The 23,068-nt window shown below is 71.8% G+C and carries 14 protein-coding genes; 5 read left to right on the forward strand and 9 right to left on the reverse strand.

Features of this window, described 5'->3' with window-relative positions; all coding sequences use genetic code 11:
• The first annotated feature begins 280 nt into the window (after positions 1-280).
• The 4 genes from ACZ4LX_RS10995 to ACZ4LX_RS11010 all read left to right on the forward strand — a co-directional run bounded on the left by ACZ4LX_RS10995 (position 281) and on the right by ACZ4LX_RS11010 (position 5,192).
• Positions 281-3,502 (forward strand): sensor histidine kinase, encoded by a 3,222-nt coding sequence (locus ACZ4LX_RS10995; RefSeq protein ID WP_467640947.1) that lies wholly within the window; start codon positions 281-283, stop codon positions 3,500-3,502.
• Positions 3,503-3,512: 10 nt separating this feature from the next.
• Positions 3,513-3,926, forward strand: a complete 414-nt coding sequence (locus ACZ4LX_RS11000; protein WP_018551717.1) for a roadblock/LC7 domain-containing protein — start codon at positions 3,513-3,515, stop codon at positions 3,924-3,926.
• A gap of 89 nt (positions 3,927-4,015) precedes the next feature.
• The gene (locus ACZ4LX_RS11005; protein ID WP_467640950.1) at positions 4,016-4,630 is read left to right on the forward strand and encodes a DUF742 domain-containing protein; all 615 of its coding nucleotides are present in this window, start codon (positions 4,016-4,018) and stop codon (positions 4,628-4,630) included.
• Entirely contained in the window at positions 4,611-5,192 is a 582-nt protein-coding gene (locus ACZ4LX_RS11010) for a GTP-binding protein (protein WP_014048542.1), read from the forward strand. The genes ACZ4LX_RS11005 and ACZ4LX_RS11010 overlap by 20 nt, the downstream gene beginning before the upstream one ends.
• Before the next feature lie 227 nt (positions 5,193-5,419).
• Here ACZ4LX_RS11010 and ACZ4LX_RS11015 read toward each other — a convergent pair whose 3' ends face one another.
• From ACZ4LX_RS11015 to ACZ4LX_RS11055, 9 genes are all read right to left on the reverse strand, one after another.
• On the reverse strand, positions 5,420-5,623 hold the full coding sequence (locus ACZ4LX_RS11015; protein WP_467640953.1) for an acyl-CoA carboxylase subunit epsilon: 204 nt from the start codon (positions 5,621-5,623) through the stop codon (positions 5,420-5,422).
• A gap of 66 nt (positions 5,624-5,689) precedes the next feature.
• Entirely contained in the window at positions 5,690-7,273 is a 1,584-nt protein-coding gene (locus ACZ4LX_RS11020; RefSeq protein WP_467640956.1) for an acyl-CoA carboxylase subunit beta, read from the reverse strand.
• Positions 7,274-7,426: 153 nt separating this feature from the next.
• Positions 7,427-8,665, reverse strand: a complete 1,239-nt coding sequence (locus ACZ4LX_RS11025) for a carbohydrate ABC transporter substrate-binding protein (RefSeq protein WP_467640959.1) — start codon at positions 8,663-8,665, stop codon at positions 7,427-7,429.
• A complete protein-coding gene (locus tag ACZ4LX_RS11030) occupies positions 8,662-9,681 on the reverse strand; it encodes a hypothetical protein (RefSeq protein WP_467640962.1) in 1,020 nt (339 codons plus the stop codon). The genes ACZ4LX_RS11025 and ACZ4LX_RS11030 overlap by 4 nt, the downstream gene beginning before the upstream one ends.
• Entirely contained in the window at positions 9,681-11,105 is a 1,425-nt protein-coding gene (locus ACZ4LX_RS11035) for a vWA domain-containing protein (protein ID WP_467640965.1), read from the reverse strand. The genes ACZ4LX_RS11030 and ACZ4LX_RS11035 overlap by 1 nt, the downstream gene beginning before the upstream one ends.
• Before the next feature lie 150 nt (positions 11,106-11,255).
• Positions 11,256-13,547: a serine/threonine protein kinase gene (locus ACZ4LX_RS11040; protein WP_467640968.1), complete on the reverse strand. Its 2,292-nt coding sequence runs from the start codon at positions 13,545-13,547 to the stop codon at positions 11,256-11,258.
• Positions 13,544-14,941 (reverse strand): S1 family peptidase, encoded by a 1,398-nt coding sequence (locus ACZ4LX_RS11045; RefSeq protein WP_467640970.1) that lies wholly within the window; start codon positions 14,939-14,941, stop codon positions 13,544-13,546. Before ACZ4LX_RS11045 ends, ACZ4LX_RS11040 begins: the two co-directional genes overlap by 4 nt.
• 167 nt (positions 14,942-15,108) lie before the next feature.
• Positions 15,109-17,433: a polysaccharide lyase 8 family protein gene (locus ACZ4LX_RS11050; RefSeq protein ID WP_467641163.1), complete on the reverse strand. Its 2,325-nt coding sequence runs from the start codon at positions 17,431-17,433 to the stop codon at positions 15,109-15,111.
• A 107-nt stretch (positions 17,434-17,540) separates the two neighbouring features.
• Positions 17,541-21,413, reverse strand: coding sequence for an endo-alpha-N-acetylgalactosaminidase family protein (locus ACZ4LX_RS11055; protein ID WP_467640973.1), 3,873 nt, complete (start codon positions 21,411-21,413; stop codon positions 17,541-17,543).
• A 351-nt stretch (positions 21,414-21,764) separates the two neighbouring features.
• Here ACZ4LX_RS11055 and ACZ4LX_RS11060 point away from each other — a divergent pair, with 351 nt between their 5' ends.
• Positions 21,765-22,994 carry a glycoside hydrolase family 64 protein gene (locus tag ACZ4LX_RS11060; protein WP_467640975.1) on the forward strand — a complete coding sequence of 410 codons (1,230 nt, stop codon included), beginning with the start codon at positions 21,765-21,767 and terminating at the stop codon, positions 22,992-22,994.
• Positions 22,995-23,068: the final 74 nt, after the last annotated feature.

Here is a 23,068-nt window from a genome sequence, read left to right on the forward strand (position 1 = left end):
GATCCACCCCTGTGTTCATAACGTTTCGAAGGAGAATTGCCCCAGAGCCAGCACCCGACGCACACGCTCGGTATCGCTGCGCTCACATGAGCCCCGCCTTTTGGCGGGGCTCGTTCTTTATGCCCGTTTTATTCGAGGTGCGGGCCACTCGGAATCGCACATTCCGACTGTTTGGAACGCGACCGGTAGGCGTGCTGCAATTCGATGAACTCCCGAGTAGTACGGCCCTGAACGAAACACGGCACAACGTAGGTGCCGACGCCGAGAGGTTGTTGGTCGAGTGAGGCGTAACAACGAGGGCACGACAGCGCGGGCGGAGCGGGGCAACTTCACCCCACCGCCGCGTGCCGTGGCGCCGTCCGCCGACGTGTCCGAGGGGACGTCCGCCGGTGGCAGCACCAGCCGGCTGTCCCCGCGCAACTGGCGGGTGCCCACCCGGCTGAACGCGATCCTCCTGATCCCGGTGCTCGTCGGCCTGATCATGGGCGGCTTCCAGGTGAAGGGCTCGGTCGACACCTGGCAGGAGGCCCAGGACGCCGAGAAGACCGCGCTGATCGTGCGCGCGGCGTCCGAGTACGGGCAGGCGCTGCTCAACGAACGTGACCTCACCGCCCAGCCGCTGCTGTCCAACCAGCGTGATTCCGAGATCGTCACCCGGGTCCGGGCCACCACCGACGCGGCCGCGAAGAAGTTCGACGCGGCCGTCGAGGACATGCCCGGGAAGCAGGGACTGGAGCGCCGTCTCAAGCTGTTCAAGCTGGAGGAGCCGAAGCTCCCGGAGCTGCGCAAGGCCGCGTACACCGCCGCCATGGACCCGGTGAAGGCCGAAGAGGGATACACCCAGGTCCAGCACTCCCTCATGGAGTTCTGCAACGAACTCGGCCTCGGCACCGGCAACATCACCAGTTACGGCCGTACCGTGTACGCCCTTGAGCTGGCCAAGGCTGCAGAATCGCTTCAGCGCTCCATCGGCATGCACCTTCTGGTGCGGCCCAGCCGGGAGAGCGGCAAGTTCAACGACCAGGTCAAGGCCTTCGGCTCGTACAACTACCTGGAGCAGATCGCCCTCGGCGAGTTCACTTCCGGCGGCACGGAGGCCGACGCCGCCCGGCTGAAGGCGGTCATGGCCGGCAAGGCCGCCGAGGGCGCCGAGGACCTCAAGTCCGCGAAGGAGAAGGCCGAGGCGGCGGGCGAGCCGTTCGTGACGCCGCCCACCATCGACGGCTCGGTCTACGACGGCATGGCCCAGGAGATCGGCCTGGGCAAGGACCCCAAGCAGCTCAAGGCCAAGGGGATCACCCCCGAGAGCTGGATGGCCGCGGCCACCGCGAAGTTCGACGGCTACACCACGGTCGAGGAGGAGCTCGTCGACAAGGCGGTGACCGAGGCCGCCCAGATCTCGTCCACCGCCCGGACCGACGCCTTCGTCAACGCCGCGATCGTGGTCATCGCCCTGCTGGCCGCATTCGTCCTGGCCGGGCTCATGGCCCGTCAGATGAGCCGCTCGATGCGCCGGCTCCGCACGGCCGCCTTCTCCATCGCCGAGCAGCGGCTGCCCTCGCTCGTCGATCAGCTCTCCCGGACCGATCCGGGCCGGGTGGACACCCGTGTCCACCCGATCCCGATCAACAGCCAGGACGAGATCGGCGAGGTCGCCCGCGCCTTCGACCAGGTGCACCGCGAGGCGGTCCGGCTGGCGGCCGAGCAGGCCATGCTGCGGGGCAACGTCAACGCGATCTTCACCAACCTCTCGCGCCGCAACCAGTCGCTCATCGAGGGCCAGCTGACCCTCATCACCGACCTGGAGAACAACGAGGCCGACCCGGACCAGCTGGACAGCCTCTTCCGGCTGGACCATCTGGCGACCCGTATGCGGCGCAACGGCGAGAACCTCCTCGTCCTCGCCGGTGAGGAGCCGGGCCGCCGCTGGAACCAGCCGGTCCCGCTGGTGGACGTCCTGCGGGCCGCCTCGTCCGAGGTGGAGTCCTACGAGCGCATCGAGCTCTCCGGCGTACCGGAGACCGAGATCCACGGCCAGTCCGTCACCGACCTCGTGCACCTGCTGGCCGAGCTGCTGGAGAACGCCACCACGTTCTCCTCGCCGCAGACCAAGGTGCGGGTCACCGCGACCCGGCTGCCCGACAGCCGCGTGATGATCGAGATCCACGACAAGGGCATCGGCCTCACCGGCGAGGACTTCGCCGACATCAACCACAAGCTGGCCAACCCGCCCACGGTGGACGCCGCCGTCTCCCAGCGCATGGGCCTGTTCGTGGTCGGCCGTCTCGCCGACCGGCACGGCATCCAGGTCCAGCTGCGTCCCTCGGGCGAGCAGGCCGGTACCACCTCGCTGGTCATGCTGCCGGACGCGATCACCCACGGCGGCGGCGGTGACGGCGCCCCCGCGCAGGACGACTTCACGGTCTCCTCGATCATTCAGCAGCAGGACTTCGACGCGGTCCCGCTCCAGCCCCCGTTGCGTACGGCGGCGGAGCTCGGCTTCGACGACTCGCGCTACGAGGAGCCCGCCGCGGACTCCGCGCAGCTCGACCCGGTGGGCCGCTCGCTCATGCGGGAGGAGCGCCGTGCGGCGCTGGAGGCCCAGACCGGCAACGAGCGCCCGCCGTTCCCGCAGCAGCAGGAGCCGCAGCAGCAGTACTCCGGGTCCGGGTACGGCGAGACGCCCTACGGCATGGCCCCCTACGCCCAGGAGCCGCAGGCGGGCGGAGAGCAGGCGCAGCAGTACGGGCAGCCCGCGTACGACGGCGCCTACGACCCGTACCGGAGCGACAACGGCTTTGCCGAGCAGCCCGGTTACGGCGCGGGAGGGGGCTACCAGGAGGCGACACACCCGGCTCCGCAGGCCCCGCAGCCGTCCTACGACGAGCAGTACACGAGCCTGCCCCAGCAGGAGGAGTGGGCTGATCAGGGCACGTACCAGGGTGGGTACGAGCCGGTGGCGCAGGCCGAGGCGGAATCTGCCGCGAGCGCACCCGCGTCCACGCCGGAACGCGTAGGCTTCGACCATTCGGGACCCGTCCCGAACTCCGGCCACGAGCTGACCGATGCCGGGCTGCCGCGCCGCGGTGGCCAGCAGCACTGGCAGCCCACCGGCCGCGGCAACGGGCGGCCCGCCGCCGCACCACAGCCGTCGCAGCAGGAGCAGGAGCAGCAGGCTGAACTGCCGCAGCGGCAGCCGTCTCCCGCGCAGGCGGACGGAGACGGTACCGAGGACTGGCGCTCGGCGAACGACGAGCGCTGGGAGCGGGCCGAGAAGCTCCGGGAGCCGAAGGCGGGCGGGGTCACCCCGTCCGGTCTTCCCCGGCGCGTGCCCAAGGCCAATCTGGTCGAGGGCACGGCCGAACAGACTCACCAGGGCGGCCCCCAGGTCTCCCGCGCCCCGGAGGACGTGCGTGGCAGGTTGAGCAACCTGCGCCGCGGCGTGCTGCGGGGACGTAACGCGGGTTCGGACACCAGTAATACCTACAACCAGGAGCGTTAGTGTGAGCCCGATGAGCCAGGCGGCGCAGAATCTGAACTGGTTGATCACCAACTTCGTGGACAACACCCCAGGGGTGTCGCACACGGTGGTGGTCTCCGCCGACGGACTCCTGCTGGCGATGTCCGAGGGGTTTCCGCGTGACCGTGCGGATCAGCTGGCGGCTGTCGCCTCCGGTCTGACCTCGCTGACCGCGGGCGCGTCCCGGATCTTCGAAGGCGGCGCGGTCAATCAGACAGTTGTGGAGATGGAGCGAGGGTTCCTCTTCATCATGTCCGTTTCCGACGGATCTTCGTTGGCTGTTCTTGCACATCCGGATGCCGATATCGGCCTGGTTGGGTACGAAATGGCCCTTCTGGTCGACCGCGCGGGCAGCGTCCTCACCCCGGACCTCCGTGCCGAGCTCCAGGGAAGTCTTCTTAACTAGTAGACAGACAGTGCGTTTCGCGTCACCGCGCCATAGGGTGCGGTGGCGCGGGCCCACTGGGTCCGGGACCGGCAGGCGGAGGAGGAATCGTGGGTACACCCCCAGGCGGACAGCGGTTCAACGGTGGTCAGCAGGTACCGGGTGAGCACGGGGACGGCGGCTTCGGCTTCCCCTCCCCCGGCGGACAGGGCGCGCAGCAGCCCTACCGACAGCCTCAGCAGCCGCTGCACGTTCAGGGCCAGGAGTGGTCGCAGCAGCCGCAGCAGCCCCACCGGCCGCAGCGCCCCCACCGGTACGACTCCCCGCCCCGCATTCAGCCCGTGCAGCCCCGGCGAGCCCCCGAACCGGCCCCGCCCGCCGCACACAATCCGCTGGTTCGTCCGTACGCCATGACCGGTGGACGGACCCGACCGCGCTACCAACTCGCCATTGAGGCGTTGGTCAGTACGACGGCCGATCCGTCCCGGTTGCAAGGGCAGTTGCCCGAGCACCAGCGGATCTGCCGGCTGTGCATCGAGATCAAGTCGGTGGCCGAGATCTCGGCCCTGCTCTCGATTCCGCTCGGCGTTGCCCGGATCCTCGTAGCCGACCTGGCTGAGGCCGGACTCGTCGCTATCCACCAGCCCGGCGGCGACGAGTCCGCCGGCGGCCAGCCAGATGTGACACTGCTCGAAAGGGTGCTCAGTGGACTTCGCAAGCTCTAGCGGCGGAGCGGCCCGCTCCACTACCTCGGCGAAGATCGTGGTGGCAGGGGGCTTCGGCGTGGGTAAGACCACGTTTGTCGGTGCCGTTTCGGAGATCAATCCGCTGCGCACCGAAGCCGTGATGACGTCCGCGTCCGCGGGCATCGACGACCTCACACACACCGGGGACAAGACGACCACGACGGTCGCGATGGACTTCGGCCGCATCACCCTGGACCAGGACCTGATCCTGTACCTCTTCGGTACACCCGGACAGGACCGCTTCTGGTTCATGTGGGACGACCTCGTACGCGGCGCCATCGGCGCCGTCGTCCTCGTCGACACCCGCCGCCTCGCCGACTGCTTCCCCGCCGTCGACTACTTCGAGAACAGCGGTCTCCCCTTCGTCATCGCCCTCAACGGCTTCGACGGACACCAGCCCTACACCCCCGACGAGGTCCGCGAAGCCCTCCAGATCGGGCCCGACACCCCGATCCTGACCACGGACGCGCGGCACCGCGCCGACGCCAAGAGCGCGCTGATCACCCTGGTCGAGCACGCGCTGATGGCGCGCCTGCGGTAGGTCCCTTCCGGGCCCGGTCCACGCGAAAGGCCCCGCGCTCCCCCTGGTGGGGCGTGCGGGGCCTTTCACGTGGTGCGCCCGGCCTTCGGCCGTGCTCCGTCCTCGGTCTCCCCCTGGCCCGAAGGGCATGGGAGGTGCTCCCTCGACGGGCCGGTCCGGCCGGTCCGGGAAGGCGTGATGCGGCCGCACCGAGGTGGTGCGGCCGCATCGGGGATGCGCTCGGGCCGTCAGCCCTGCCAGCTGTGCGGGGCGCGGAAGCCGGGGGTACGCTCCAGCCGGCGCCAGCCCGCGGTGTCGCGGCCTCGGCGGGCGGGGGCGTCGACGGGCCGGGCCGCCGCGCGGGCGAGCAGGACCGCTGTTATGGCGGCCAGCTCCTCGGGGTCGGCCAGACCCTTCTCGACGCGCAGCACGGACTCGGTGGCAGTGCTCATGGATGTCTCTCCGTCTTCTCGGCAGGTCTTCGCGGGGGCCTTGCGGGGTTGCTGCGGGGCCGCGGACTACTGCGGGGGGTTGCCGTGCTTGCGCGACGGCAGGTCGGCGTGCTTGGAGCGGAGCATCGCCAGTGAGGCGATCAGCACCTCACGGGTCTCGGCGGGGTCGATGACATCGTCGACCAGGCCGCGCTCGGCGGCGTAGTACGGGTGCATCAGTTCGGCCTTGTACTCCTTGACCATACGGGTCCGCATGGCCTCGGGGTCCTCGGCGTCGGCGATCTGCCGACGGAAGATGACGTTGGCGGCGCCTTCGGCGCCCATCACCGCGATCTCGTTGGTGGGCCAGGCGTAGGTGAGGTCCGCACCGATGGACTGGCTGTCCATGACGATGTAGGCACCGCCGTAGGCCTTGCGCAGGATCAGCGAGATCCTCGGCACCGTCGCGTTGCAGTAGGCGTAGAGCAGCTTCGCGCCGTGCCGGATGATTCCACCGTGCTCCTGATCGACGCCGGGCAGGAAGCCGGGGACGTCCAGAAGAGTGACGATGGGAATGTTGAACGCGTCACACATCTGGACGAACCGAGCGGCCTTCTCGCTCGCCTCGATGTCCAGGACCCCGGCCAGGGCCTGCGGCTGGTTGGCGACGATGCCGACGACCTGGCCGTCCAGGCGGGCCAGCGCGCAGATGATGTTGCGGGCCCAGCGCTCGTGGACCTCCAGGAAGTCGCCGTCGTCGACGAGCTCCTCGATGACCTTGTGCATGTCGTACGGACGGTTGCCGTCGGCCGGGACCAGGTCCAGCAGTACGTCGCCGCGCCGGTCCGCCGGGTCGTCGCTCGGGACGACGGGCGGGTTCTCCCGGTTGTTCGAGGGCAGCATCCCGATCAGGTAGCGGACCTCACCGATGCAGGTCTCCTCGTCGTCGTACGCGAAGTGTGCGACACCCGACGTCTCGGCGTGCACATCGGCGCCGCCGAGGCCGTTCTGCGTGATCTCCTCGCCGGTGACCGCCTTGACGACGTCCGGTCCGGTGATGAACATCTGCGAGGTCTCGCGGACCATGAAGACGAAGTCCGTGAGCGCCGGGCTGTAGGCCGCGCCGCCCGCGCACGGGCCGAGCATCACGCTGATCTGCGGGATGACACCGGAGGCCCGGGTGTTGCGCTGGAAGATGCCGCCGTAGCCGGCGAGCGCCGAGACGCCCTCCTGGATACGGGCGCCGGCGCCGTCGTTGAGCGAGACCAGCGGGGCACCGGCCGAGATGGCCATGTCCATGATCTTGTGAATCTTCGTGGCGTGGGCCTCGCCCAGCGCGCCGCCGAAGATCCGGAAGTCGTGTGCGTAGACGAAGACCGTGCGGCCGTCGACCGTGCCCCAGCCGGTGATGACACCGTCGGTGTACGGCTTCTTCTCCTCCAGGCCGAAACCGGTCGCCCGGTGCCGGCGCAGCTGCTCGACCTCCTTGAACGAACCCGGGTCCACCAGCAGCTCGATGCGCTCACGCGCGGTCAGCTTGCCCTTGGCGTGCTGTGCCTCGGTCGCCCGGTCACTCGGTCCGCGCCGGGCCTGCTCGCGCAGTGCCAGCAGTTCCGCCACACGGCCACGGGTGTCGCTCGGCTCGCCCTGGGTTTCGTCCACAACGGTCATGTACTGACCCTACGAACCCAACCCAGAAAATCCTGCCGTCGACTCCGTACAGTCTCCCGGCCGGATTCCTGGTGGAGCCTGACAGAAGCCAGGGCCCATGCAGGCGAAGTACCAGCCCGCGCCCGTGTTTTTTTGTGGAAATTCAACAAAGGTTCACTGAGGCCTTCCGCACACCCCGGTCAGCCGGGGGGTGCCTGTGGGCTGGGCGTCCTGGACCTTCTGGATGTCCTCCAGCCTCGACCGTACCGGTTCCCCGGGGTGTGCCATCGTGAGCAGCACGGCCTCGTAGAACGCGTCCCGCACCGCCGCGGGCATCACGTCCGACGCGTCCAGGCAGAGCGGCACCCGCTGGTCCGTGAACCGGCTGCCCACCTGTTCGCCGACCGTGCCCTGCGTGGACGGGACGGCCGCGTTGGCCGAGAACACGCCGCCCGTGCGGCCCCACTCCTCCTGGGCGTCCCGGGAGGCGAGCCGCCGGATCATCTCGCGGGCCGGGCCGCTCCGGCCGAAGAGCGCCGCGAAGTCGGCCGACACCTCGTGGGCCTTCACCGTATAGGGGCCACCGGGCAGCAGCGGCGCCGAATCCACGAAGGCGGCCCGGTCCCTCTCGGTGTCGTAGAAGACGGTGGCGAAGGAGCCCTGATGCTCCAGGCCGCAGCCACCGCCGAAGAGCAGTCCCCGGCCGCCGGCCCGCCCGCGGTGGTCGGTCAGCAGCATGTGTCCGGCCAGTTCCGGGTCCTGGGCGAGCATTCCGGCCCACGCGGTCCAGGCGTCGGCCACCGGGTCCTCGGTCCACTTCATGTCACCGGTCGCCCAGCGGGCGTACAGCACCGGGCCCGCGCGCTGGAGGATCAGGTCCTCGATCCAGTCGCTGCCGGGCCAGCCGGAGGCGCCGTCGTCGCCCATGCCGACGCACCACGAGGCCAGCGGTGCGGGGCTGCGGGCCGGGGCCGCGCCGTCGCGGTACCAGACGATGGACTTGAGGTCGGCCTTGAGCGGTACCCACAGATCGGCCTCGACGCCTTCCGCCTGGGGCCGCCACGGGTTGCCGTACTCCTCGGGGCTGTACAGCCCCTTCAGGGAGCGCAGCCGGCCCTCGTCCGCGTACTCGACGAGTTCGCCGACGCCCGGCAGGATCGCGATGTCGGGCGGATCGCCGGCCTGGACCTCGGCGAGCAGCACCTCGCGGGTCGCGGCGGTGCCCTGGTAGGTGTACGGGATCCCGAATCCGTCCAGGACGTCCTTGAACCGCTGCTCCTGCGCGTCGGTCCACGGGCCGAGGATCGTCACCTCCGGTTCCGCGTCGCTGCCGCCGGGGGCCGCGAGTCCGCAGCCGGACGCGGTCACGAACAGGGCCAGGACGAACAGGAGCGCGCGGGTGTGCCGTCTCATCCGGCCCTCCGGTAGTCGGCGTTGAGGCGCCGGCGGATGCCGGCGGCCGGAAGCAGGACGGTCAGCGCGGCGCCGCCGAGCGCCCCGTAGTACGTCCAGCTCTGCCAGCTCCGGGCGGCCAGCCGGCCGCGCAGGGCGGTGGAGTTGTCGGTGACGTACGTCTGGGAGGCGGCCAGGTCCGCGTGGTCGTGGGCCGTTCGCTCGATCGCGACCAGCCGGTGGCGGGCGGTGTCCAGCCGCTCCTGGGTGTGGATGGTGGCCCACAGCGGGACGACGGCGAGGGCGACGGTCACCAGCAGCGCCGCGAGCAGCCAGGGGTCCTGGCTGCGGCCGCAGCGGGTGCGCAGCACCCACAGGGCGCTGAGGCAGGCCAGGGCCAGGACCAGCAGGCCCAGTTCGGCGACGGCCCAGCCGGTCTGCTGAAGCGTTCCGAGTGAGCTGACCCGGTCCACGTACCCCATCTGGTGTTCCTGGAGGACGTCCAGGCGCGGCACGACCCCGGTGTGCTCCCGTTCGAGGAGGGTTGTGGCCTCCTCGAACTTCTGCTGCTGCATCAGGTCGTCGTGCACGTACTTGACGGCGCCCGGCGTGATGGAGCTGCTGTACGAGGTCAGCAGGCCGTTGACCGTTTCGAGGACGCCCCGGCCGCGTTCCCCGTCGACCTGTACGTCGGAGAGCCGGGACAGGCCCTGGTCCGCGGCCGCCAGCTGGTTCTCGTACCGCGCTCCGGCGCCGACCACCTCGTCGATCCCGTGGTCGATCGAGCTCCGGGCCTCCTGATGGGCGCGGAGCAGGGCGAGCTGGGTGGCGGCGACGCCCTGGACGGCGGGGGCGCCCCGGGTGCGCATCTCGCCGGCGGCGTCCTGCACCTCGCGGTAGGAGACGAGCAGGGCGGTCATGGAGACGAGCGCGGCCACCACCATGACGATCAGATGCCGCCTCAGCAGCCGCCTGGTGCGTGAGGCGGTGGCGCGGCGGGTCCGGAAGGCGCGCGTCCACCGGCTCGGTGAGGGCATCACAGACTCTTTCCGCAGGAGATGCAGTACGAGGCGCCCGGTCCGGCGAGATGACCGCAGTCCGGGCACGGCACCGGCTTCCCGGCGGCGTGGGCGGGCAGTTTCAGCGGGTGGCCCGAGGCGGTCTTCAGCCGGCCCACCCGCAGGCTGACGTGGTCGACGGTCGGGCCCACCCGGACCACTCCGCCGGCGCGGTCGACGATGTCGGCGACTTTGCCCACGTCCTGGATGACCCAGCCGGCGTCGATCTCGGTGGCGAGCCGGACCGCGAGGCCGAGCTGGTGCTCGGCCTCGTCGCGGATCAGCGGTTCGAGTGCGGCGTATCCGCGGATGAGGGCGGTGCGCATCCGGGTGGCGGCGTTCGCCGTCTGGAGCAGGTGGCCCCCGCTGCCGGCCGCCGCTCCCACGGCCACTCCCGGCGGCTTCCAGCGCACCAGCAGCGCGGCGACGGCGTCACCGACCCGGACGGTGGCCAGTTGCAGCAGCACACCGAGCGGATCGGTGCTCGCGTCGGCGTGCACCGTGAGGCGGTAGTTGCGGTCGCCCGGCTCCCACTGGTAGGTGGGGAACTCGGTCAGCCCCGGCTCCTCCTGCCGGACCTCGGGTTCGAGCGGCTGGTCGCGCGGGGCGATCTCGGTCAGTTCGACCGCGCGCACCACCGGACGTGCCCGCACCACGACGGGCAGTTCGGGGCTGCGGACCCGGCGCAGCCTTCGCACCGCCTCGGTGACGGCGGGGCCGAACCGGTCGGGGACGTGCTCGGCGGTGCCGTGCAGGGCCTCGGCGACGGCGAGCAGCGGCGCGGGGTCCCAGTCCCCGCCGACCGCCAGCACGTCTGCCGTGAACGCACTCTCGCAGGAGGTGAGTTCAGCTTGCAGCGCGCCGGCCCCCTCCCCGTTGGGCCCGGTGGCGTCCGCCGGGTCCCGGCCGCTGCCGTCCGTGATCAGCAGCAGGTGCCGTACCGGCAGGGGACGTTCGGCGAACAGTCGGCGGGCGGCCGCGAGCCAGGCCGGATATCCGGGCGGCGGGCGGTCGCCGTCGGCGGGGGCGATCCGGCCCGCGCTGAACGCGGCACGGCGCTTCTCCATCGTGCCGGAGAGCGCCCATCCGCCGCGCAGCGGGTAGCAGAGGGCCGGTTCCCCGTTCGTACGGACGCCGCCCAGGACGCTGAAGGAGGCTCCGTCGGGCAGGACCCGCAGCGCGGCGGCGAGGGCGGAGGCCGCGGCCTCCCGGCGGGCGGCGGCGACGTCCAGCGCGATGACGACGGCGAGTTCGACGGCGGGCACCTCGTCGCGGGGGCCGATGCCGACGGCATCGACACGGAGAAGGGCCTCGATCCGGGCGTCGTGGTGCGGCTGCTGGTCGCGCCGGACGTCGATAGAGACCGTGAACTCCAGTCCGGAAGAGGGGGCGTTGGCTCCCATGGGACTGCCTCCAGAGTGACGGGACGGGGTGCGGCTGTCGGCTGAGCGGGTCCGTGGGCTTCGCCCTTCGGGAGCGGTCCACGGGGCTCGCGGGCCAGAAGCGGGTCCATGGGCCTCGCCCGTCCGGGGCGGGTCCCTGGGGCTCGCCCCTCAGAAGCGGGTCTGCGGGCGGACCGCGTGCGACAGGTCGATCAGCCGTTCGTACTCGGCCGGTGCCTGCCGCTGCCGGGCCAGCCAGCGGTAGCACTGTTCCAGTTGCTCCCGTACCGCCTGCTCGCCGGGCACGGCCGGGGGCGGCAGCCCGATCCTCAGCAGGCCGCCCCGGGACCGCGCGGCCACCGGCCCCCTGGCCCGGACGGCGTCGAGCTTCCATTCGTACAGCTCGGTCCGCAGCAGCCAGGCCGCCTCGTCCCCCGCGACCACCGGGGCGGGCATGCCGGGCCCCGGCGCGAGGGCGCTGAGACAGGCGTCGATCTCCGCCTCCCCGGGCAGCGGCCGCTCCCCCGTCGCGAGCCGCGCCGCCCGGATGCGCAGGGCGGCGATCCGGGCGACGGCGTGGTCCCGCGACTCGTCGGGCACCAGGCCGAGGACCTCGGTCGCCGCGGCCCGGTCACCGCGCGCCAGAGCGATCCTGGCCAGCCCCAGGGCCGCCCCGACGTGCGAGGGGTTACGGGCGTGCACGGCCCGGAAGAGTTCGTACGCCGAGGGGCCGGCCCCGGCCGAACGGCTCTCGCCGAGCTGTTCCGCGCAGTACGCCAGGGCCAGCTTGGCCGCGTACTCGCCCGGAAGCGCCCGGTGCACGGCCGAGAAGTGCTCAAGGGCCGCTTCGAGCATCGGCTGCCGGTCGTCCTGCACATCGGCGCTGCGCAGTGCGACGAGCCCCCAGTGCCAGCTGAGCCGCCACTGCCGGACCGGGCCCGGGCCCGGTATGGCGGCAGCGGCCTGTACCTGTTCGCGCGCCGCCACCAGCGCCTCGCCGCTGTCCTGGCCGAGCAGCAGCCGGGCGTTGTGCAGGCAGATCTCCACCGACCGCTCCCCGTGGTCCGGCTGGGTCAGCGGCTGCGCCGGGTCGTAGCTGCTGACCCCGAACCAGGCTGCCTGCGGGTCCTTCGGATAGGGCCGGGGCACCGGCAGCCTGCGGGCGATCTCGGTCGGGGTGGGCCGTCCGGGGTCGAGTACGGGCGCCGGTGGCGTCTCCCGGCGGGAGTACAGCGGGCGGCGCAGCCAGTGCGCGTAGTCGGGCACCGAACCCAGGCGCGAACCGAGCAGTTCGGTGGAGGGGGTGAAGTACGCGGAGGGTTCGGGCTGGTCGCGCTTGCCGCGCAGGGCCCGGATCTCGCGCAGCGCCCCGCGCAGCTGGACGGCCATGTCGTCGGCGGATCCGAACCGGCGCTCCGGGTCGTGGGCAGTCGCCCGTTCCACGGCCAGCCGGAACGAACTGATACCGAGCCCCGGCACGTCGTCGCCGACGGCCCAGCGCGCCAGTTCGGCCAGGGTGACCCCGACCGTGTGCACGTCGTGCGCGACGGTGAGCGGGCCTCCTCCCTCCGTCTCCGGGGCGGCGTACCCCTGCGTGGTCACCGGCGGCGGGTCGGTGGCCCCCTCCTTGCGGACCCCTCCGAGGTCGATGACCTTGATGCCGTCGCGGTGGTGGATGACGTTGGACGGCTTCATGTCTCCGTACAGGAACCCCATGCCGTGCAGATGGGCGAGGGCCTCCAGGATCTGGCAGCCGTAGGTGATGACGTGCTCGATGTCGAGGACGAAGGCGCCCTGCCGGGTCGACTCGACGATGGCGGACAGGGTCCGGTCGCCGACGTCCTCCATGACGATGTAGCCGCCGGAGACGGTGCCGTCCGTGCGGGTGCTGACGAAGTCGCGGATCTGGACGATGCGTTCGTGGCGGATCGCGACCAGGGTGCGGCGCTCCTCACCGGCCTGGGCCGCGCCGCGTTCCGCGTAGCGGTTGAGGAGGCCCTTGACCGCGACGAAGTCCTCCAGGTGGGTGTCCTCCGCCAGATAGACCCAGCCCTGGCCTCCGTGGGCGATGGGGCCGCAGATCCGGTACTGGTCCTGGAGCAGCTCGTCCTTCGTCAGCTCGGGGCGGTAGGAGTACGGGACACCGCACTGGGGGCAGTACCCCTTGTCCGGGGGCGGGGCGGCCGTGAGCGGCGGGACGAACGCGGTGTGGCAGGCCTCGGCCGAGCAGGTCATCACGATGCGCAGCGGCTGCTCGGCGGCCAGGCGCTCGGCCGGGCTGCCGGTTTCCAGCAGCGGCAGTTCGAGCAGTCCCTCGGGGCCGTGCCGCTCCGGGGCGGTGGGCAGCGGCGGCAGTCCGTGCGCGCCCTCCCCGCGTCCGCAGGTGTCGCAGTAGCCGGTCGACAGGACGGCGCCGTCGCAGGGGGCGCCGGTGAAGCGGCGGTGCGGGCAGGGAATCCTCATGGGCGCTCCGTCGGGCCGTGCCCGGTGTGCCGGCCGGGTGGGGCGCCGGGGCCGGAGCCGGAGCCGGTCGACCGGGCGAGGTCGTCGCGTAACTCCCGCAACAGCTGCTTCAGTTCGGCCAGCTGGTCCTGCGGGTCGGCCAGCAGTTTCAGTTCGCGCAGACGGTGACGGCGGGCAGCCGAGCCGACCGGGGGCAGCGGGGGAAGCGAGGACGAGGCCACCATGCCCCGCAGGCCGGCCCACTCACGCTCGGCGCGCTCGACCCGGTGCACCAGCTCCTCGGCGCGCTCCTCCAGGGCGGGCAGCAGCAGGTGCCGTGCCACCTCGGTCAGCCCGGCCCCCTCGCTGCCCCGGTGGACGACCAGGAGCCGGAATCCGAGGACGCGCACGCGTGCCAGCAGTCGCACCAGGGCGCGGGGGTCGCCGGCTTCGTCCAGGCCGACCACGGCGAGTACGGGGCCCGATCCGGAGGGCAGGCCGCCGCCCGTGCGTTCCGGGACGGTGCCGCCCTCCAGCAGCCAGTCGCGGTAGGCGTTGCGCTGGTACCGAGGTGGTCGCAGCTGTGCCACCAGGGTGTCGACGAGCTCCTCGGGCCGGGTGCTCGGGCCCTTGAAGACGAGGTGGGCGCGGTGCAGCTGGTGCTGGAGGACCCGGTCGCGGCCGGTGCCCCGGGCGATGACGCCGAAGCGCACGGAGGGCTCCTCGCCGCCGTCGAACCAGTGCCGGAGGCGCCGCTCCAGTCCGCGGTCCCAGCCGTCCGGACCGCTCAGTTCGGCGACCAGCGGGACGAGTGCGGCGATGCGGTCGACGGGGATCATGTAGGAGAACGCCAGGTCGTTCCCGTCGGGCGGGACCGGTCCCGGGTGGTCGCGCCGGCCGACGACCAGGCCGACGACCTCTTCGGCGCCCTGCCGCTCGCCCCGGACCTGGACGGCGGCGCCGCCGAACCCGGGACGCACCGCCCCGGCGCGGGTCCCCGCGGCGAGCTGCACCCGGTCCCCGTGCAGTCCGCCGATCCGGCCGCTCAGCCACATCCCGTCGTCGAAGCCCTGTGCGTAGCCGCAGATCCAGACGTCACGGCCGCGCTCCAGCGCCCGGCCGAGAGGTGCGGGTGCCGCCTGCGGGCGGGGGCTTTCGAGGGCGAGCACGGCGACGTCCTCGCGGTCGCCCCCGTCGAGGCCCGGGAGCCAGCCGTCAGGGGCGACCCTGGCGGCGACCGGCGGGATGCCGGGGTTCTCGGCGAACTCCACCCACATCCGGGTGGCCGGGTCACCGACGACGTGGGCACAGGTCAGCATCCGGTCCTGGGTGATCAGCACCCCTGCCCCGTACACGGCCCCGCGCGCGTCGCCCCGGCGTAACCGGAGCCGCCAGTCCGCTCTCAACTCCCCCATAGCTACCGAGAGTACGCGCGCACGGGTCACCATTCCCAGACTGCGCGCACACTCCGGCCCAACGGATTACGGCCCAGTGCGTCAGTGCGAGCGGGCCGGGCTCAGCCACCCCGAAACGCTCCCCGCCGCCACCGGACATCGCACCGCGGGGTGGCCCGCCCACACCGTCACCGGACGTCGCACCGCAGGGTGGCCCCCGCCGTCCCCGGGTCCACGCCCAGCACGAGCCGCCGGCCGGTGGCGCGGACCTCGATGCCCGGATCCGCCGGGAACGCCTCGCGCACCGGCCGGTCCCAGACCACTTCGAAGGGTGTGCCGCTCCGGTCGGGCCCGCTGACCCGGACGGCCGTCGTGCTCCGGCCCTCGCGTACGAGCACACTGGCGGGTCCGGTCGAGGAGAGCCGTCCGGCCGCGCCCGGCTGCCAGAAGTTGGCGGCGGTCAGCCCGAGCGAGCGCACGGCGACGGCCTGGGCGGCGGCGGTGTTGGCGAGCACCGTCAGCCAGTGCCGGTCTGCCGCGCGGGCGGCGACGGTACGGCGGGACGCGCCGGGCATCAGCAGGTAGAGGTAGCCGGCGTCGGCCGGGTCGGTGCCGTGGTCGAGCCAGAGGGTCTGCCAGTGGCGGGTCTGCCGCTCGGTGGAGCTGGTGGTGTTGATGTCGGACCAGGCGCCGGTCCTGGCCTCGCGCAGGGTGCGCAGTGCGGCGCCGCCGGGCAGTACCCAGCCGCCGTGTCCCTCCAGATGGGCCCAGCGGGGGTGCGCGCGGTCCTCGACGGTGAGGACCTGGGTGCCGTCCGGGCCGAGGTTGCGGTTGTCGACGACCGTTTCGACGGGGACCCCGTCGGCGGCGGTGATGCCGGCGCCGAGGCAGATGACCGCGTCCGCCGCGCAGAACCAGGACTTGCGGGCCTCCAGGGTGGAGCCGAGGCCCTTCACATGCTGTCCGACGGCGGCGAACTCCCCGTCGTGCGCGCCGCCGACCCACTGGACGGCCGGCCGTGGCTCGCCCCACTCGCCGCCGGCCCGGTCGGCGAGCCGCTTGGTGGAGACGGTGGTGCCGGGCAGCCGGTACCAGTCGACGGTGGGCCAGAACCAGTCGGTGTACTGGCCGCCGCCCGCCGGTCCGGCCCACCAGTAGAGCATTCCGGCCCCGGTGTGCCAGCCGCGCGGATTCTCGCCGTTGCCGCATTCGTACGCGCTGATCCGCTCCGAGGACATGGCGAGGTTCGCGACCCAGCCGGGGCGGCGGTGCACGGCCCGGTCCATCGCCGCGAACAGGGTGTGGCCGACGGGTTCGGGTGCGGCCGGGACGGGTGCGTCGGCCGCCGCCCGCAGCCGGGACAGGTCGGCGACCCCGAACTGCGGGGCGGCGAGGACCGGGCTGACGGTGTCCCGTTCGATCCAGCCCTTGATCATGCCGTTCCACCGGTCTCGTTCGGCGGCGGAGGCGCCGCCCGCGAGCAGCGCGACGGCGGCGATCAGCCCCTGGCCGTGGAAGTGGTCGCTGCGCATGATCCGGAGCTCGTCGCTCTTCAGCAGACCCCGGCTGATGGCACGGCCGTTGACGCTGTCCATCATCAGACCGTCGTGGATGAGCGGGGCGTAGGCGTGCTCCACGCTGTCCAGGATGATCTGCCGGCCGGGGTCGGTGACCGCCCAGGTGGAGCCGGCCAGCAGCGCGAAGAGCCGGCCGAGACCGTCGAGCATGACCTGGCCGTAGGTGCCCGAGTAGGCGACCCAGGTGTGCTGGACGAACGAGCCGTCGGCGTAGAGACCGTCGCCCTCGGTCACGTACGGGAAGACGGGCGAGAGGGCGTCGCGCGCGAGCGCGGTCTTCGTGGCGTCCCGGCCGAGGATGCCGCGCAGGGCGACGGAGCGGCACAGGTCGACCCGGTTGGCACCGGTCGAGGTGCCGCTGTAGTCGGTGAGCATGGTGTCGGGGATGAAGTGGTCGACGGCGGCGCAGGCGGCCGCGACGCGCTCCTCGCCGAGGTGGGGGCGGAGGACGGAGACGATGTCCATGAGCAGGCGCGGGCTGCCGATCTGCCATTCCCACCAGTTCCCGTACCGGGTGGTGGCCGGGTTGTAGACCGTCGCGGAGAGGTGGTCCAGGCCTCGGACGATGTCGGCGAGCAGGCTCGCGTCGCCCGTGTGACCGGTGTCCTGCTGGGCGTAGGCCTGGGTCATCGTCCACAGCCGGCCGTAGCTCCAGGTGATGCCGGACGGCGGGTCGAAGGTGTGGCCCGCCCAGAGGGAGCCGGCGGCCGGGGCCATCGTCGAGCGGAACTCCGAGGCGAGTTCACCGGTCTCGGCCAGCTTGGAGGCGTAGGGCTCGGTGGCGGGGTCGTAGCCGGTGCCGAGCGAGAGGTCGTTCCAGCGCAGCCGGAGCGTCTCGAACTCGTCCTGTGCCGCGCGGGCGGCCGGGGCGAGCGCCAGACCGAGTGCGGTGGCGCTGCCGGTGGCGAGAAAGGCACGGCGGGACCAGTCGGGCAGGATCGGCACGGGGCTACCTCCGGTGAGCGCGTGGTGGGGGGCCTGCAAAGGATGGTGCGCGGAAGGGCGGGGCCGCCAGAGGCCCCGCCCTTGCCTCATGGAGCCGTTCAGCCTCCGCAGTGGAAGCGGGCGCTGCCCCAGTCGGCGTGGTCGTTCCCGTTGCCGTCGCCGCCGTCACCGGCGATCAGCTCGACGTACTTCGCGCCGGTGACGTCCGCCGTCAGCGACCAGGCGGTGTCGGCGGCCCTGAGGACGGGCGACTTCACCTTCTCGGTGCCGTCGGCCGTCACGGAGAACCGCACGCTGCCCGCGCTCCTCTGCACGTCGTCGACGCCCACCTCGGCGGTGAAGGAGGTGCACCTGCCGCCCAGGTAGTAGCGGACCTTCGCCGGTGCGTGGGTGCCGAGGCCCTTCTCGTACACGGTGGAGCCGATGGTCAGCGGGGTGCCGTCACCGGTGCCGGTCTCACCGTTGGAGAGGTCGCGCTCGACCGGTCCCCAGCCGTTCGAGGAGGCCGTCCAGTCCAGGTCACTGGCCCAGCTGTCGGTGGTGGGGGGCGGCGGCAGGGTGCGTACGGAGGTCTGCGCGCCGAGCGTGCGCCGCGCGCCGCCGACGGTGTACGACGCCTCGGAGCCCATCGTGTACGTCCGGTACTCGGCGTCCACCGGCGGGGTGACCCGCCAGCTCGCGGTGGCCCTCGCGCCGGCCGCGACCGAGTCGAAGGTGACGGCGCCCGCGGGCTCTGCCTTCCAGCCCTCGGGGAGGGTGAGGCCGACCGTGACGCCGGTGGCGGCGGTGGCCTCGTAGTTGGTGAAGCTCGCCTTCACGGTGTTGGCGGTGCCGGGCTCCAGGGTCTCGGCGCCCGGGTCCAGGGTGAGGGTGCCGCAGGCGGCCTGCTCACCGGCCGGGGCCGCGCCCAGGTCGGTCACGGTGAAGCCGTCGAGGACGAAGTCGGCGCCGTCGGGGGCGTCGCCGCGCTTGCGCAGACCGGTCCAGGTGTCGCCGCAGCCCGCCGTGACGGTCTCGGTGAAGTGCCCGGTGGTGTGCTGTGCGCCGATCGCGGTGGCCCGGGTCTCGACGGACTCGGGGCTGCCCTCCGCGGTGATCCGGTCGTAGCCGTCGACCCACTCGTAGGCACCGGCGTGGCTGGACTGGTAGTCGTACTCGACCCGGTAGCGGTGGCCGTCGGTCATCGGGACGGTCCAGGGGGCGGTGCGGTAGACGAGCCCGGTGTTCTCCTCGTGGGCCTTGAGGGACTCCTTGCCGCCGAGCACGTCGTCGACGAGCTTTCCGTTCCAGCCGGCCTGGGTGTACGGGGCGTGCGGCTGGGAGACGCTGGTGCGGGGGTCGGTCGAGCCGCCGGCGTCGCCCTTGAGGAAGGGGCCCCAGCCCTGGTCGACGTCCTCGAAGTCCTCGTGGACGACGGTGTTCTTCATGGTGGCGGGCGCGTTGGCGACGATGCGTACGTCATCGGCGCGGACGGTCGCCGCGCTGCCGCCCGCGGCCTCGATGCGCAGGGTGGTGCGCCCGTTCGCCGGCGCGGTGAAGTTCACCTTCGCCCGCTGGAAGTACGTGCCGTGCCAGTCGGAGGCGGCGACGTAGTCCCTGGCGGTGGAGCGGTCCACGGAGACGGACTTCCCGCCGGCCGAGAGCGTGGTGTGCCGGGTCTTCCCGGGCTGCACCTCGATGAGGGCGGACGCGGTGTAGCGGGCGCCGGGCTTCAGGCCGGTGACGCGCTGGGAGAGCGCGGCGGCCGGGGTGCCGGACAGCTCGGCGCTGTTGCGGCCCTGGGCGTCGGTGTCGCGGGCGGCGGTGCCGGTCTTCGACCAGGCGGTCAGCGCGTTGTCGTTGAAGCCGGGGTCGGCGACGGGGGTTCCCTCGCCCCACTTGGCGTCGGCGGCCTTCGGCGCCTTGTCCGGGTAGAGGACGTACGGCTGTCCGGCCTTTGCCGTCAGCGTGATCCTCCCGTCGACGGGGCGGACCGTGCCGGTCCTGACCCGGCCGTTGTCGGTGAGCTCGTAGACGGTGTACGTGCCCGTGGAGGGCACCGCCCAGCTGCTCGTACCGCCGGACTCGCTGTAGTGGTACAGCTTCTTGCCGCCGTCCCACGGCAGCAGGTAGTCGGTGCCGCTGAGCACCTTGCGGCCGTGGTCGTAGAAGGTCCGCTTCCCGTCCTCGACCGTGCCGCGCACCGATCCGGTGAAGGTGATGTCGTTGCCGTTCCAGCGGGTGATCTTCTGCTGCTGGAGGTACTTGGCGGGCAGGTTGCGCTGCCAGATGTTGTCGTAGAAGGAGTTCCAGTCGGTCTCGCCCGTCCAGCCCTCGAACTCGTCGATGGCGCTCTGGCCGAGTACCGGGTCGTTGTTCCAGACGTCCTTCTCGCCGTTGCGGATGAACCGGATGATCTGCGAGTTGAGGCCCTTGTTGGTCGCGCCGCCGTAGTCGAGGTCGTTGGCCCAGTGCGACCAGAGCGAGCCGCGTTCGAACTTGTCGGCCCATTCGCTGGAGACGTTCCAGCCCTGCTTCTGGAGCGACTGGAGGGTCTTGTCGGCGATCCAGCCGTGCGAGTAGTAGACGTCGATGTACAGCATGCTGAGGTTGCTGTTCGTCTCGTCGCGCAGCTGCTGGAAGCGCTTGGCCAGGTCACCGCTGTTGATGTCGCGGCGCTGGTCGATGTAGTAGCTCTGGTTGAGCCAGTTCCAGCCGGGCTTCGACTTGTCGACGAGGTTCTCGTCGAACGCCTTCGCCTCGGGGTAGGCCTCCGTGGCGTTGACGTGCACGCCGAAGGTGGCGCCCCACTTCTTGCCGTCCTTCAGGAGTGCGTTGAGGTCCTTCAGCCCGCCGGCCCGCTTGTTGTAGTTGCCGCCGTAGTCGGGGTGGGCGGAGTCGTGGCCTTCGGAGGCGTACCCCTTGAGCAGCGCGAGCTGGCCGAGGCCGTCCGTGGCGAGGGAGATCCGCTTGACGTCGTCGAGGGTGCGCAGGAAGGGGTGGGTGGCCTGGCTGGCGAAGTTGAACGGGATGTGGGTGATCACCCGGTCCGCGGTGTCCTTGCTGCCCGGCGCGACCACGCCGATGGAGCGGAAGGCGACGGCGCCGTCCTGCCAGTCGACGGTCCCGTCGCCGTTGGCGTCGGGGGTGACGACGACCTTCGCCCAGGGGAGGTTGTCGCCGCTCTCGGGCTTCGGCGCGCCCTCGCCCCGGTAGGTCCACTGGCCGGACCACACACCGACGCGGGTGGCGCCGTCGTCGTCCTTGCGGGCCTGGTGCCAGAAGCGGGCGTCGTCGCCGCCGGTGGCGCCGGAGGGCTTGTCGTACGAGGAGTTGGACTCGACGGCGGCGGCGAGCGATCCGGTGTTGACGATCGCGTAGGTGCCGCCGGCCGGTGCGGCGTCGGCCTCGGTGGCGTCGGTGACCTTCGCGAAGACGTCGGCTGTCCTCGTCGAGTCGGGGTCGAGCTTCGTGAAGGCGGTCGCGGCCCCGGTGTCGGTGCTCGCGACGGAGACGAGGTCGTGGCCGGGGATGTCGATCGTGCCGACCCGGAAGGCCCCGGTGTCGCGGACCGCGGTCACCCTGAAGGTGATGGCGCGCCCGGAGACCGAGAGCGAGGCGTCGATCTCGACGCCGGGCAGATCGGCGAAGACGAGCGTGTAGCGGGCGGCCGATCCGGTGATCACGGGGGCGCCCTTGAGCCCCACCGGGTGCGCGGTGCCGTTCAGGGTGACGGCGGTGACCGGCCGGGTGCTGCCGGACAGCCGGGCTCCGGTGGCACGGTCGGTGTACGCGAGGACGCGGGGGAAGTCGTCGGCCACGGCGACGGCGAGCTGCGCCGATCCGATGACGGGCGCGTCCGCCGGAACGGCGGATCCGGCCGGGGCGGGAGCGGGAGCGGCGGCTGAGGCGGGGAGGGCGGTCCCCACCAGAGCCAGGACGGCTGCTGAGGCGGCGGCTGCGGCGCCCACCGAAGTGAATCTTGGCGACATGTGCTCTGCGTAGTCGCCTGGTCGGGACAGCGTCAACGACGTACGGCCCCGAGGGCGCCTCCAGTCCAACAACCGCGCTGCGTAAGTCCAAGTGGGGTGTGCGCGGGCCCCACGGTCACCGCGTTCGGCTTCTGACCGCGAAAACATCGGGAGTTCGCGGTCTCCCCCGGTAAATACCGTTCACCTGGGTCGAGTTGTAAAGGCTTCCTTCTTTTGAGAGCGCTCTCAGTCACAAGTCTTGACGGCCGCCCCGGCCGTCGCGAAAGTGGTGCGCACCGCGGACGCCCCCGTTGCGCCTCCCCTCACGACCGTCCCGTCCGCGCCCCCCCCCCACACCCCCGGAGTCACCTGATGATTTCGCGCAGAATGTTCCTCTCGGGCGGCGTCGCCGCCTCCGCGACCGCACTCACCTACCCCCTCTGGGGCAGCGCGCTGAGCCCGAGCGCGTCGGCGGCCGCCGCCACCTGCGAACTGGCCCTGGAGAACAAGTCCCTGCCCGGCCGGGTCAACGCCTATGTCACCGGCCACGAACAGGGCACCGACCGCTGGGTGCTGCTGCGGGCGGACGGCAGCGTCTACCGCCCCGACTCCCCCGCCGCACCGCAGACCCCGCTGCCGGTCGACTGCGCCATCCCGCTGAACGGCGCGGGCGGCGCTCCGGTGGTCCTGACGCTTCCCCAGATGTACGGGGCCCGGGTCTACTTCGTCCGCGACAGCACCCTGGACTTCTACCTCAACCCGGGCCCGGCCCTGGTCGAACCGGCCTTCGCCACGTCCACCGACGCCAACTACGGGCGCACCTGGTCGTTCTGCGAGTTCACCTTCAATCCGCAGCAGCTGTACGCGAACATCAGCTATGTCGACCTGGTGACGGCGCTGCCGATCGGGCTGAAACTGGAGGGCGACAGCACGCACACGGTGGCCCCGCTCCCGGACGGCGCCGTCCAGCGGATCGCCGACGGCCTCACCGCCCAGGCCGCGGCCGACGGGCAGCCGTGGGACCAGCTGGTGACGCGGGGCGCGGACGGCGGCGTCCTGCGGGTCATCTCGCCGCAGAACCTGATGGCGCCGTTCTTCGACCGGCCGGACCAGATGCCGTTCCGCGACCTGTTCACCGCGCAGATCGACGAGGTCTGGGAGAAGTACCGCTCGACCGATCTGCGGATCGACCTCCAGGGCGGACGCGGCGTCTTCACCGGGCGGGTCAGCGGCGACACCCTGACCTTCAACGGCGGGCACACCTTCTCCAAGCCCGTCTCGAAGGACATCTTCACCTGCAACCACGGGCCGTTCACCAACAACCCGGCGGACTCCGACGACAAGAAGGGCCTGCTGGCCCGGCTGGCGGCCGGCTTCAACCGCTCGATCATGCTCAGCCACCCCGACCAGCCGAACGGCACCTCGGTGGCGGACTACTACCAGGGCGCGGTGACCAATCACTGGTCGCGCATCGTCCACGCCAACAGCCCGATCGGCTACGCCTTCCCCTACGACGACGTACGCCCCGACGGGGAGCCGGACGTCTCGGGCGCCGCCAACGACGGCAACCCGAGGCGCTTCACGGTGACCGTGGGCTCCTGACCGCTTCTCCCCCGAAGGCCGGAGGGACCCCCGTCCGGGCGGGACGGGGGTCCCTCCCTCCGTCCCGGCGGTCC

The organism is Streptomyces sp. NPDC026062 (assembly GCF_055568375.1).